10 protein-coding genes are annotated in these 13340 nt (G+C 65.6%); 8 read left to right on the top strand and 2 right to left on the bottom strand.

The features are described from left to right. The first annotated feature begins 18 nt into the window (after positions 1 to 18). Both ACREP4_RS10040 and ACREP4_RS10045 read left to right on the top strand, forming a co-directional pair. The gene (locus ACREP4_RS10040) at positions 19 to 1923 is read left to right on the top strand and encodes a formylglycine-generating enzyme family protein (RefSeq protein ID WP_431596034.1); all 1905 of its coding nucleotides are present in this window, start codon (positions 19 to 21) and stop codon (positions 1921 to 1923) included. Positions 1924 to 1998: 75 nt separating this feature from the next. Next, the gene (locus ACREP4_RS10045; protein ID WP_431596035.1) at positions 1999 to 2910 is read left to right on the top strand and encodes a M48 family metallopeptidase; all 912 of its coding nucleotides are present in this window, start codon (positions 1999 to 2001) and stop codon (positions 2908 to 2910) included. 100 nt (positions 2911 to 3010) lie between these two features. Here ACREP4_RS10045 and xseA read toward each other — a convergent pair whose 3' ends face one another. Next, a complete protein-coding gene (xseA, locus tag ACREP4_RS10050) occupies positions 3011 to 4357 on the bottom strand; it encodes an exodeoxyribonuclease VII large subunit (RefSeq protein WP_431596036.1) in 1347 nt (448 codons plus the stop codon). 59 nt (positions 4358 to 4416) lie between these two features. Then, positions 4417 to 5505, bottom strand: a complete 1089-nt coding sequence (gene queG / locus ACREP4_RS10055) for a tRNA epoxyqueuosine(34) reductase QueG (protein ID WP_431596037.1) — start codon at positions 5503 to 5505, stop codon at positions 4417 to 4419. A gap of 23 nt (positions 5506 to 5528) precedes the next feature. On the opposite strand from queG, the gene ACREP4_RS10060 reads away from it, so the two are divergent. The 6 genes from ACREP4_RS10060 (at position 5529) to ACREP4_RS10085 (ending at position 13233) form a co-directional block, all read left to right on the top strand. Next, entirely contained in the window at positions 5529 to 7001 is a 1473-nt protein-coding gene (locus tag ACREP4_RS10060; protein WP_431596038.1) for an NAD(P)H-hydrate dehydratase, read from the top strand. Positions 7002 to 7009: 8 nt separating this feature from the next. Beyond that, complete coding sequence (gene tsaE, locus ACREP4_RS10065) at positions 7010 to 7489, top strand: tRNA (adenosine(37)-N6)-threonylcarbamoyltransferase complex ATPase subunit type 1 TsaE (protein ID WP_431596039.1); 480 nt, start codon at positions 7010 to 7012, stop codon at positions 7487 to 7489. 80 nt (positions 7490 to 7569) lie between these two features. Next, the gene (locus ACREP4_RS10070; protein ID WP_431596040.1) at positions 7570 to 9177 is read left to right on the top strand and encodes an N-acetylmuramoyl-L-alanine amidase; all 1608 of its coding nucleotides are present in this window, start codon (positions 7570 to 7572) and stop codon (positions 9175 to 9177) included. Positions 9178 to 9482: 305 nt separating this feature from the next. Then, complete coding sequence (gene mutL / locus ACREP4_RS10075; protein ID WP_431596041.1) at positions 9483 to 11345, top strand: DNA mismatch repair endonuclease MutL; 1863 nt, start codon at positions 9483 to 9485, stop codon at positions 11343 to 11345. 26 nt (positions 11346 to 11371) lie between these two features. Beyond that, positions 11372 to 12286 (top strand): DUF1684 domain-containing protein, encoded by a 915-nt coding sequence (locus tag ACREP4_RS10080; protein ID WP_431596158.1) that lies wholly within the window; start codon positions 11372 to 11374, stop codon positions 12284 to 12286. Next, entirely contained in the window at positions 12283 to 13233 is a 951-nt protein-coding gene (locus ACREP4_RS10085) for a TraB/GumN family protein (RefSeq protein WP_431596042.1), read from the top strand. Before ACREP4_RS10080 ends, ACREP4_RS10085 begins: the two co-directional genes overlap by 4 nt. Positions 13234 to 13340 lie beyond the last annotated feature (107 nt).

Consider the following 13340-nt stretch of genomic DNA (forward strand, 5'->3'; position numbering starts at 1 on the left):
AGGTAAGTGGAGGATTTTTTGCGTAGAACCGGCCAATTGAAGGGTGTGGCGCTGCTGTTGTCGCTGCTGCTTGCCGGTTGTGGACAGCCGCCGGGCGACGCGCCGCAGGTACAGCCGCGCAAGGAAGCGGCGGCAACGGGCAAGCAGGCGCCACAGCCGGAGCCCATTGCAATCCCCAAAGCGGCGGCGGTTGCGCCCGATCCTGTGGCACAGGTGGAGCAGACCGCATTGCCGGTCTGGGATGCGCCCGAAGCAAGCCTGCGGCCGGAACAACTGCCTGAAGCGCGCAAGGCGGCCGACAAGGCGCTGGCCGAAGGGCGTCTTTATCAGGAGGCTGATGACGCGATTCCGCTGTATCTGGCGATCCTGGCCCAGCAGCCGCAGGACCGCACGGCCAAGCGCGGGCTGGACAAGGCCCGCCAGCAGTTGCGGAGTCAGGCCACGGCGCTGATGGCACAGCCTGAAAACCAGCGGCAAGCCTTGGCGCAAGCGGCTGAGTTGGTCGGCGTGGCCGTGGCGTTGGCACCAGAAGGCAAAGCCGAGCGCGAATTGGAGCAGCGCATCGCCACTGCGCGGCGCCTGCTCGCCTTGAATCGTGCGGGTGAACAGGCGCTGCGAGACCGCCAGTTTGGTGAGGACGGCGGCGGCGCGCAGGCAGCGTTCCGCGAGGTGCTGGCGATTGATCCAACCAATAGTCGTGCCCGGCAAGGGTTGGCGGCGGTTGAGAGCGGTTTGATCCGGCGCGCCGAACACGCGGCAGCGGTTGAATCCGATTTCCAGGCGGCTGCGGCGTGGCTGGGCAAGGCCAGCACCATTCGCGGAGCGAGTTCGACGTTGGCCGACGCACGTCTGCGGATTGAACGCATCCGCACCGCCCAGTTGGATGCCTTGCGCGAAGGAGGGCTGCGCGATCTCACCTCGTCCAAAGGGTTGAAGGATGCGCGGCAGAAGCTCGAGCAAGCCCAGCGCATCGCCTTGGCGGGAGATCACACGGTCTCGCTGCTGGCCGAACGCATTGAGCTGGTGACCCGCTACGGCAGTTTCCGGCCCCGGCAGGTGTTCTCCGATGCGCTGCAGGACGGTAGCCGGGGGCCGCGCATGGTGGTGGTGCCGTATGGCGCGTTCCAGATGGGCGCTGAGCTGGAGGAGATTGGCGCCAGCGACGCCGAGCGGCCGCAGCATCCGGTGCGGTTTGATCGCGGTTTCGCCATGACCATCACCGAAGTGACCGTGGCCGATTTCCGTCGTTTCGTGGAGACCGCCAAGGCGCGCCCGCGTGCGACCCGGCGCGGCCATTCCATCGTCTATGACGAACGCAGTGGCAATTTCATCCGCCGCAGCGGCGTGGATTGGCAGTCCGACTACAACGGCCTCAAGGCGGCGCCCAACAGCCCGGTGATGCATGTCAGTGTGCGGGATGCCGAGGCGTACGCGGCGTGGTTGTCCGAGCAGACCGGGCGACATTATCGGCTGCCCAGTGAGTCTGAGTTCGAGTACGCCCTGCGCGCGGGCAGCCAGGGGCGCTATCCCTGGGGCCGCGCATCGGTGCCGCCGGAGAACACCGGCAACTTCACCGGCAGCCTGGATGTCTCGCCCAGTGGCCGCCACTGGAACAACGCGTTCATTGGCTACGGCGACGGCTTCTGGGGCACGGCGCCGGCGGGCATCTTCAACGCCAACCCCTGGGGCCTGCACGACATGGCCGGCAATCTCAGCGAATGGGTGGCCGACTGCTGGCACGCCAGTTACCGACGCGCGCCGGCCGACGGTGCGCCCTGGTACAACCCGGGCTGCCGGCAGCGGGTGATCCGTGGCGGCAACTGGGCCAACGCGCCCGAACAGACCCGGGCGGCCTGGCGGCAGTCACAGGATTCGGATGTGACCTCGGCCCGCATCGGCTTCCGTCTGGTGCGCGGTATTTGACATTGCCATCGGGGCAGGGCGCGTTAACATCGCCAACGTCCCACCCCGACCCACCTCAAACCCGGCGGAGCCAGCATGCGACAAGATCCTTTCGGCAACCAACGCGCTGGCGGACAGCGTCGTGGCGGCGGTCTGTTCGGCAATGTGCGTTGGATCATCCTGCTCGGCTTCGCCGCTTACGGCGGCTGCTATTACTTCGGCAATCGCACGGTGGATCCGTACACCGGTGAGAAGGTGCTGATCGACAGCGCGCTGGACGCCAACGAGGAAAAGGCGCTCGGCCTGCAGGCCTACCAGGAGATCCTGTCGCAGGAACGGCCGGTGGATCCCAATAGTGAGATCGCCCGTCAGGTGCGCGAAATCGCCAGTCGCCTGATTGCCAAGGTCGACGTGGTGGAAAGCGCGCTGGCACAGGAACACGGCATGCAGGCGCAGAATTTCTCGCGCGAGTTCGATTGGGAAGTAAACGTGCTGCAGTCCGATCAGGCCAATGCGTTCTGCCTGCCCGGCGGCAAGATGGCGGTGTACACCGGTTTGATTCCGGTGGCGAAAAACGCTGATGCGGTGGCGGTGGTGATGGGTCACGAAATCGCCCACGCCTTGTTGCGTCATGGCGCGCAGCGCATGGCGCAGCAGAAGCTGACCCAGATCGGGCAGATGGCCGGCGCCGCCAGCGGCATGGATGCACAGCAACAGCAGATGATGATGTCGGCGATGGGTTACGGCTACCTGCTGCCCTACGCGCGCTCGCATGAAACCCAGGCCGATGAGGTTGGCTTGATGTTGGCCGCAGCGGCCTGTTTCAACCCGGAAGAAGCGGTGCCGCTGTGGCAACGCATGAGCGAAGCGAGTGGCGGTCAGGCGCCGCCGGAGTTCTCTTCCACGCATCCCAATCCCGGCACCCGCATCCAGAACCTGCAGGCCTTGATGCCCAAGGCGATGCAATACCGACAGAAGTTCTGCACAGGTGGTACGGCAGCGTTGTGAACTGTCAGCTGCTTTCCCAGGGCCGGCATGCGAAGCAAAAGCAAGCGGCGACGCGTCGGGTTAAAGCGGCGCTGCAACGCTAATCAGTCGCTGAGCGCGATCAACCTTGGTCAATACGTTCTTCCACCCTGAGCATCAGGCTTCCATCTGCCAGGCGTGCCTGCAGGCGCTCTCCGGCTTTTGTCTGCGTACTTGAGCGGACCAGTGTTCCGTCTTCCACGCGGGTCAGGATGGAATAACCACGCGCCACGGTTGCCAATGGGCTCACCGCTTCCAGCGAACGTGCGATGCCGCGCAGGTGCAAGGCGTCACGTTGCAGGTGCCGCGCCATTGCCGCCTGCGCGCGCGGAGCAAGCGCTGCCAGCCGTTCGCGTAGCGCGCCGAGTTGACGTTGTGGCTGTGCACCGCGCAGCACCGCAGCGCCATGTGCAAGGCGAGCGCTGCGACGCTGTTGCTGTTGCCGCCAGTTCGCCTGCAAGCGTGCGAACGCCGCTTCCTGGCGATGCCGCAGCAGGGCGAGTCGTGACTGCGGACTGTGCGCCTGCAGCCGCAACGCGGCGCGGTCTGCACGCTGCATGGCTTGGTTCAAGGTGTGCGCCTGCAACTGCGTCAGCCGTTGTTGCAGGCGACGCACGCGCAGCGCCAGGTCGCGTTGATCGGGAACCAGCAGTTCCGCTGCCACCGATGGCGTCGGTGCACGCAGGTCGGCGGCGAAATCGGAAAGGCTGAAGTCGGTTTCATGGCCGACCGCCGAAACCACCGGCGTATTGCTCGCAGCGATGGCGCGTGCCAGCTGTTCGTCATTGAACGCCCACAGATCTTCCAGCGAACCGCCGCCGCGCGTCAGCAGGATCACGTCGTAACGGCCGCTGGCATCGGCTTGACGCAGCAACGAGGTGATCTGCGGCGCGGCGGTTTCGCCTTGAACCAGCGATGGCAACAGCTCCACTTCCAACAAGGGATAGCGCCGCGCCAATACGCTCAGCACGTCGCGCACTGCCGCGCCGCTGGGCGAGGTGATCACCGCCAGGCGACGCACATGCGCCGGCATCGGCCGCTTGCGTGCGGGGTCAAACAAGCCTTCGGCTTCCAGTCGCGCCTTCAGTTCGTCGTAGGCGCGGCGCAAGGCACCTTCGCCGGCCTCTTCCATGTGGTCGAGGATCAACTGGTAATCGCCGCGTGCTTCATACAGCGTGAGCCGGCCGCGCACGAGCACGCGCAGGCCTTCGCGCGGCACGAATTTCAACCACTGGCTCTTGGGCTTGAACATCGCCGCACGTACCTGGGCGCGTGCGTCTTTCAGCGTGAAGTACAGGTGCCCGGAAGCAGGACGGCTGACATTGCCCAGTTCACCTTCCACCCATATCAGCGGAAACGCGCTTTCCAGCAGATCGCGCGCCAGCGTGTTGAGCTGGCCGGGAGTAAGGATGTCGGGACTGCGTTCCATGGTTCGGGCAATGCGGCAGTGAAGCGGGCCGCCATGGTCGCATGGAATGGCGTGAACGCTTATTGCTCGTGGGGTTCGCGCGCGGTGGAGTGGCCTTGCAGCGCCCATTGCACATGCTCGCGGACGACTTCGGAAGGATGTTCAAGGCGCTGCACAAGTGCGTCGCGGGCACTGTCCGAAGGTGCGGCGTTGCCCAGCGCAACGGCGATGTTGCGCAGCCAGCGTTCGTGGCCGCTGCGGCGGATCGCGCTGCCTTCGGTACGGCGCAGGAAGTCGTCTTCGTCCCATGCGAACAAGTCCGGCAGGGTGGCGGTATCGAGGTTGTTGCGCACGCGGAAATCCGGCTCGTCGGTGCGATGGGCGAACTTGTTCCACGGGCACACCAATTGGCAGTCATCGCAGCCGTAGATGCGGTTGCCCATCAATGGGCGCATTTCCAGCGGAATGGCGCCTTCGTGTTCGATGGTCAGATAGGAAATGCAGCGGCGCGCGTCCAGCCGGTACGGGGCAATGATGGCGGCGGTCGGACAGACATCAATGCAGCGCGTGCAGGTGCCGCAATGCGCGGTGGCCGGGGTGTCCACCGGCAGCGGCAGGTCGAGGTAGATCTCGCCGAGGAAAAACCACGAGCCGCCGTTGCGGTCGATCAGGCAGGTGTGTTTGCCGATCCAGCCCAAGCCCGCGTTGCGTGCCAAGGCGCGTTCCAGCACCGGTGCCGAATCGACGAATACCCGGTAACCGAATGGGCCGATTTCCGCAGCGATGCGTTCGGCCAGTTTCTGCAGGCGGTTGCGCATGAGCTTGTGGTAATCGCGGCCCAGCGCGTAACGCGCCACATACGCGCGCTCGGCATCGTTCAGCGTGGCCCAGGCTTCGGTCTCGTCCTTGTGGCCGTAATCCATCCCCACCGACAACACCCGCACCGTGCCCGGCAGCAATTCCTGCGGCCGCGCACGCAGGCTGCCGTGGCGCGCCATCCATTCCATGGTTCCGTACAGGCCCTTGCCCAGCCAATCGGCAAGATGCGCTTCGTCCTCGGCCAGTTCAATGCCGCTGATGCCGCACCGCTGGAAGCCAGCCTCGCGCGCAAGCTGACGGATGCGCAGCGACAGCTGCGCCGGATTGGCGTTGGTAACGGCTTCAGACATGGCGCAAGTATAGAATTGCCAGCATGTCTGAGCCCGTTGCCCTGTTCACGACCGAAGCCGCCCGCCGTATCGACGCGCAGGCTGGCGCTGCATTGGACGGCGATGGCTATGTGCTGATGCAGCGTGCCGGGCAGGCTGCATGGCAGAGCGTGCTGCAGTATTGGCCGCAGGCGCGCCGGATCGTGGTGGTGTGCGGGCCGGGTAACAACGGCGGCGATGGCTATGTGCTGGCCCGCTACGCGCGGCAGTCCGGCCGTGACGTCTATGTGCTGCATTTGCCCACCGCCGCACCGCGTTCGCCATTGGCGCAGCGCGCATGTACCGACTACCTCGCCATCGGCGGGCGGGTCGAAATAGCACTGGATTGCCTGCGACAGGCCGATCTCATCATCGACGCGCTGTACGGCATTGGTTTGACGCGTGCGCCGGAAGCGGCGGACGTTGCATTGATCAATGCGGTGAACGCCGCCGCAGCGCCGGTGTTCGCGCTGGATGTGCCCAGCGGCGTGGATGCTTTCAGCGGCAATGTGCCCGGAGCGGCGATCCGCGCTGAACGCGTGCTGCAGTTCATCGTGCCGCATCAAGGCCTGCATACCGGAGCAGCGCTGGAATACGCAGGGCAGCGGTTGTTGGCTGAACTGGATGTGCCAGCGGCGGCCTTCGATGGCGTCACTGCCAGCGGCCTGCGCTGGGCCAAACCGGCGCTGGCACGGCAACTGCCGCGTCGCCGGCTCAATATGCATAAGGGTGAGTCCGGCCATGTGTTGTGCGTGGGCGGTAACCACGGCCGTGGCGGGGCAGTGATGCTCAGTGCTGAAGCCGCATTGCGCAGCGGCGCGGGGCTGGTCAGCGTGGCGACGCGTGCCCTGCACGTAGCGCCGCTGCTGGCGCGTTGCCCGGAAGCGATGGCGCACGCAGTAGAGCAAACAAGTGCGTTGGCGCCGCTGTTGGAGCGCGCCAGCGTGGTGGCACTCGGTCCCGGCTTGGGTCAGGACGAATGGGCGCAAACACTGTGGTCGTCGGTATTGAACAGCGGCAAGCCGCTGGTGATCGACGCTGATGCACTGAACCTGCTGGCCGCCGCGCCGCAACCGCTGCAGCAGGCCATCCTCACCCCACATCCGGGCGAAGCCGGGCGTTTGCTGGGAACCGATACCGCCAGCATCCAGCGCGATCGCTTTGCCGCCGCGCAGGCATTGGCCGAACGCTATGCGTCGGTTGTGGTGCTGAAGGGCGCCGGCACGCTGATCGCGGCGCCGGGCCAGATGACGCGCGTGATCGCCGCGGGGAATCCCGGTATGGCGGTCGGCGGTATGGGCGATCTGCTTACCGGTGCCATCGCTGCCTTGTGCGCGCAAGGTCTGGCGTTGTTCGACGCGGCCAGCAGCGGCGCCTTGCTGCACAGTCTGGCCGGCGATGCGGCGGCCGGCGAAGGTGAGCGCGGGCTGTTGCCGCGCGATCTGTTGCCGCACCTGCGGGCGCTGGCCAATCCATAATGGCGGCCATGATCGAATTGTTTCTTCCCGAGTCCGAAAGCACCGACCAACTGGGTCAGGCGCTCGCCCAAACCCGTCCTGCGCAGGCCGTTGTGCACCTGCAGGGCGATCTGGGGGCCGGCAAATCCACCTTGGCCCGCGCCTTGTTGCGCGCGCTGGGCGTGCAGGGCTCCATCCGCAGCCCCACCTACACCTTGATCGAGCGCTACCCGCTGGAAACCGGCGAGGCGTGGCATCTGGATCTCTATCGCATCGGCAATGCTGGTGAGTTGGATTTCCTTGGTCTGGACGAGGGTGCGGCCGATCTGTGGCTGGTTGAGTGGCCGGAACGCGGCGCGGGCGGCCTGCCGCCGGTGGACCTGACCGTGGCGCTGGAAATCGACGGACACGGCCGCCGCTGCCGCCTGCAAGCGCACAGCGACACCGGTCGCGCCTGGCTGGAACGACTGCGCCAATCCCCTCACTTGCAAGGGGTTTTTACCCCCTGACAGCAGGAAGGTGCGGCAGGTTGCGGATTATTAAGGGAAAAGATGTTGCAATTGCCGGATTCCGGTGATTGAATCCGCCCATGACTACGGGAAACCGCCTGTTCGCATTGTCAGTTGCCGCCGCCGGACTCTGTCTGGTCGCCAGCGCATCCGCGTGGGCGGGCGAGGTTCGCGGGGTCAACCTGCATACCGGCAGCACTGGCACCCGCGCCGAAATCCAGCTGGCCGGCGGTGGCAGTTACAAGACCCTGAGCTTGGCTGGCCCGAACCGGCTGGTCGTCGATTTCCCCGATTCCACTGCGTTGCGCGGCCTCAAGCTGCCGGCGGCGATCGGTGTGGTGACCGCAGTACGCACCGGCAACCCAACCCCCGGAACCTTCCGTGTGGTGTTTGACCTTGCGGAATCGGTGGCAGCGTTCAAGCCGCAGATTCAAGGCCAGGGCGCCGAGACCAAACTGGTGATCGAATGGCCGGGCGAAAGCGCTGGCCGCGCACCGGTTGCGGTAGCTGCTCAGGTACCGGCATCCACGCCGGCCGCGGCACCGACTCCCGTTCAAACCCCGGCCCAGTCCAGCGAGCAGGCCCGTTCCGAAGCCGCGCGCGCCACGGCAGCGTTGACTGCTGCGGTGAGCCGTCAGGCCGCAACGCCGCCGCCCGCTCCCGCGCCTGTCGCGGCTTCCGTGCCCGCGCCGACCAATGTTGTTGCAACCGGTAGCGCTGCGGGACAGCCGTCGCCTGCGGCAATCCTGAGCGGCCAGATGACTGGTGGCGCCACACAGATTGCAGGCAGCCGGCCGGCGACCACCGTGGCGCAGGCCACCGTCGTCCCCGCCGCGGTTGTCCCGACCCCGGCTGCAGCCGTGCCGGAAGCGCCACGTCCGGCGATGCCCAGCGATGCTTCACGCATTCGCATGCAGGCCGGGATGCGCACCTTGGTGGTGGCCATTGATCCCGGCCACGGCGGTCAGGATCCCGGTGCCATCGGCCCTACCGGCAAGCGCGAGAAAGACGTGACCTTGGCGGTTGCGCGCGAGCTGGCGCGGCAGGTCAACGCCACGCCGGGCCTGCGCGCTTACCTGACCCGCGACACTGACGTGTTCATCCCGTTGCCGATGCGTGCACAACGTGCGCGTGCGGCCAAGGCGGACATCTTCATCTCGATCCACGCTGACGCAGCTGAAAACCGTTCGGCGACCGGTTCTTCGGTCTACGTGCTGTCCACCAAGGGTGCATCCTCGCAGCGTGCGCGCTGGCTGGCTGACAAGGAAAACGCGGCCGATCTGATCGGTGGCGTCAGCCTCAGCCGCACCGAGGGCACCTTGGCCAACGTGCTGCTGGATCTGGCCCAGAGCGGCAACATGAAGGCCTCCGAAGATGCGGCCGGGCATGTGCTGGGCGGGCTCAAGCGTATCGGCAACAACCACAAGCCGAACCTGGAACGCGCCAACTTCGCCGTGCTGCGCACCTCGGATATGCCGGCGATGCTGGTGGAAACCGCATTCATTTCCAATGCCGATGAAGAGCGCCGTCTCGTCGATCCGGCCTACCAGCGTCGCATTGCCGGTGCCGTGCTTGATGGCGTGCACACTTTCTTCAGTCGCCAACCGCCGCCCGGTACGCTGTTTGCTGCCCGCGCCCAGGCGGAAATGGACGCCTCTGCCGGCACGGTTGCCGGCGGTAGCAAGTAAGGCTGCACCTGCTTTGAGCCCCTCTCCCAGCGGGAGAGGGATTGGGGTGAGGGTGGGGCGAAGCAGGATCGATGAACTGCCAGTTCTTGTCCGGTTTTTCGGCTGAAGCCTGACTTCGTCTGGGGGCCTACCCTCATCCGCTCTTCGGGGCACCTTCTCCCGAAGGGAGAAGGGATTGGCGCCTTGGTCGCGGTGTTGGGACCGTGCTCGGCTATCATCGTCGGCATGCATGAAGTCAGCCAGATCCCCCGCCAAACCTCGTTCCCGTATCGCGACAAAGCCCCGCTGTTGACTGGCGGTGCGGCATGAGTGCGATCCGTCCGTTGCCGGAAATCCTGATCAACCAGATCGCCGCTGGCGAAGTGGTTGAACGCCCCGCATCCGTGGTTAAAGAGCTGGTCGAGAACGCACTCGATGCCGGCGCCACGCGCGTGGATATCGACCTGGAAGAAGGCGGCGTGCGCCTGATCCGCATCCGCGACAACGGCGGTGGCATCGCGCCGGAACAGTTGCCGTTGGCGGTATCGCGTCACGCCACCAGCAAGATCGCCAGCCTGGATGATCTGGAATCGGTGGCGACACTCGGCTTCCGCGGTGAAGCGTTGCCGTCGATTGCCTCGGTCAGCCGCTTCACGTTGGCCTCGCGCCGCGCCGATGACGAGCACGGTGCCGCGTTGCAGATCGAAGGCGGCAAGTTGGGTGAAGTTGCGCCGCGTGCGCATGCGCCCGGCACCACGGTGGAAGTGCGTGAGCTGTTCTACAACGTGCCGGCGCGGCGTAAGTTCCTGCGTGCTGAACGTACCGAGCTGGGCCATATCGAAGAGTGGCTGCGTTCGTTGGCGCTGGCGCGTCCGGATGTGGAATTGCGCGTGTCGCACAACGGCAAGCCGTCGCGTCGTTACAAGCCCGGTGACCTGTACTCGGATACGCGCCTTGGCGAAACCCTGGGCGAGGATTTCGCGCGACAGGCATTGCGTGTGGATCACAGCGCTGCTGGTTTGCGTCTGCATGGTTGGATCGCCCAGCCGCAGTATTCGCGCGCCAGTTCCGATCAGCAGTATCTGTACGTCAATGGTCGCTCGGTGCGTGATCGCAGCGTCAGCCACGCGGTGAAGATGGCGTACGGCGACGTGCTGTATCACGGTCGCCAGCCGGCGTATGTGTTGTTCCTGGAGCTGGATCCGACCCGGGTCGACGTGAACGTGCATCCGGCCAAGCATGAAGTGCGTTTTCGCGACTCGCGGCTGATCCACGATTTTGTCTATCGCACGCTGAAGGATGCGCTCGCCGAAACGCGCGCGGGTCTGGATCCTTCAGCGATGGGCCAGCTGCCGCATCCGGCCGATGCCGCGCCGCAATCGTCGCCGTCGATAAGTTATGGCGGCGGCTATCTGCTCGCACGTCCGGGCGGCAGTGCAGGCGGTGGCAACGGCGACTGGCAGGCGCGGCAATCGCCGCTGGGTTTGCAGGTTGCCGAGGCGCCGTCCGCGTACGCGGCGTTGTATTCGGCGCCGGCCGCAGGCTCGGTGCAATCGTTCGAGGATGGCAGCCCTGCGTTGCCGCCGACCTCCGGCGACAGCGGCGTGCCGCCGCTGGGTTATGCGGTTGCGCAGCTGCACGGCATCTACATCCTGGCCGAGAACGCGGAAGGCCTGATCGTGGTGGACATGCACGCCGCGCACGAGCGTATCGGCTACGAGCGGCTGAAGAATGCACATGACGGCATCGGCCTGCATGCGCAGCCGTTGCTGGTGCCGATGACGCTTGCAGTGGGCGAGCGCGATGCCGATACCGCTGAGCGCGAAGCGGAAACACTGGCCGCGTTGGGGTTCGAGATCACCCGTTCCGGCCCGGGCTCGCTGCATGTGCGCAGCATTCCTGCATTGTTGGCTAATGCGGAGCCGGAAGGCTTGCTGCGCGACGTGCTCACCGACCTGCGCGAGCACGGCCAGAGCCGCCGCATTGCAACCGCGCGCGACGAATTGCTGTCGACGATGGCCTGCCACGGTGCGGTGCGCGCCAACCGGCGCCTGACTATTCCAGAAATGAATGCCCTGCTGCGCGACATGGAAATCACCGAGCGCTCAGGGCAGTGCAACCACGGCCGCCCGACCTGGGCGCGTTTTTCGCTGGCGGAAATTGACCGCTGGTTCCTGCGGGGGCGTTGATGAAGAAACGATGGGGAGGCGCGGCCTTGCTGGTCGCGATGCTGCTGGGTGGTTGCGGCGACAAAAACGCCGAGGTTGGCAAGCCGGCGCCGGTTGATCCGGCGTTCGCACATGACAATGCGTTATGGCGCGAGCAGCGCTTGACCGAGCTGACCAAGCCCGACGGCTGGGCCAGTCTGGTCGGCCTGCATTGGCTGGAACTCAAGGCGCATTACATCGGCAGCGGCAGCACCAGTGGTATCCGCTTGGCGATGGGCCCGCCGCGCATGGGCATGGTGTCGCGCGATGGCGACAAGCTGTGGTTCACGCCCGAACCGGGCGTGGTGCTGCAGGCCGACGGCCAGACAGTGAAAGGGCGCATTCCGTTCCGCAGCGATGACGATGCGTCGCCGACGGTGATCTCCTTCGACGACGGCAAGGGCTTGCTGACGTTGATCCATCGTGGCCCGCGTTACGCGTTGCGTTTGAAACACGCCGACGCACCGGCGCGGCTCACCTTCGGTCACTTGGCGTATTGGCCGGCCGATCCGTCCTGGCGGGTGACCGCGCGTTTCGTGCCGCATGACGTGAACAAAACCATTCCCATCGTTGACATCACCGGCCTCGCCACCGACCTGCCCAACGCGGGCGCGGTGGAGTTCGAGCGTGACGGCCGCACTTGGCGATTGGAAGCGCTGGGTGAGCCGGGTCGGCCGCTGCAGTTGATCTTCGCCGACCGCACCAATGGCCGTGAAAGTTATTCGGCGGGTCGTTATATCGATCTGGATGTGCCGGATGCCAAGAGTGAAGTGGTGGTCGATTTCAATCGTGCCTACAACCCGCCGTGTGCGTTCACGCCGTTTGCGACCTGTCCGTTGCCGCCGCCGGAGAACCGCATGGACATGAAGGTTGAAGCCGGTGAAAAGGCGTACGTGAAACCCAAGCCGGAGGCATCCGCATGACGTGGACGATGCGCGCGACAAGCCTTGTGTTGGGTGCGGTGATGTTGCTGGGAACCTCGGCCGCAGCGCTTGCACGCCAGGCGGAGCCGGTGGCCAAAACCACGCCGCCGGTGCCGCTGTTGTGGAAGGTCAGCGGTCCGCAGGGAGCGCAGCTTTACCTGCTGGGTTCGTTCCATCTACTCAAGCCGGACGACTATCCGTTGTCGGCCGATGTGGACAAAGCGTTTGAGGCGTCGAGCCGGTTGTTGTTCGAGTTGCCGCCAGAAGACATGAACTCGCCAGCGCTCGCCACGCAGATGATGCAGGCGGCGGTGCGTCGCGACGGCGGGCAGCTCAAGGACGAACTGGATGCAGCCACCTGGAAGCGGCTGCAGGACTACGCAACTGCCAACAGCATTCCGCTCGAACGACTGGTGGGGCTGAAGCCGTGGTTCATTGGCCTGACCATCAGCATCAGTCAGATGACGCGGCAGGGGCTGGATCCGGAAGCGGGATTGGACCGTCATCTGATGGCGCGGGCCGCCCAGGCGGGCAAGCCGGCGGGAGGGTTGGAAACGGCGGCGTCGCAGATCAGCTTGCTTGATGGCATGAGCGCAGACGAACAACGCCAGTTGCTGCGCGAAGCGCTGGAGCAGGTGGAGAAGGGCGACGAACAAAGCCGGCAGCTGCATGCGGCTTGGCGGCGCGGTGACGACGTGGTGTTGTGGCGGGACATGGCCACGCAGATGAAGCGCGATTACCCGGGGCTCTATCAGCGGATCAACGTGGAGCGCAACGATGCGTGGCTGGCGCCGCTGCAGCAACGCCTGCAGGCCGGGCAGGGCAGCACACTGGTCGTCGTCGGCGCGTTGCACCTGCTGGGCAGCGATGGCGTGGTCGAGAAGCTGCGCGCACGGGGATACACGGTCGAGCGTATCTGCTCAGCCTGTAAGACCGGGCGACGCTAGCGGCTTGTCGGTAGCGTGGGCTGGGATTGCATTCCAGCCTAGGGTGCTGGACATCAGATGCCAGGATGGCCGTCTACCAAACGCTGCAGCCAGTGCCAGACCCGCGG

This window comes from Stenotrophomonas sp. (genome assembly GCF_050737575.1).
In the GTDB taxonomy this organism is placed as follows: domain Bacteria; phylum Pseudomonadota; class Gammaproteobacteria; order Xanthomonadales; family Xanthomonadaceae; genus Stenotrophomonas.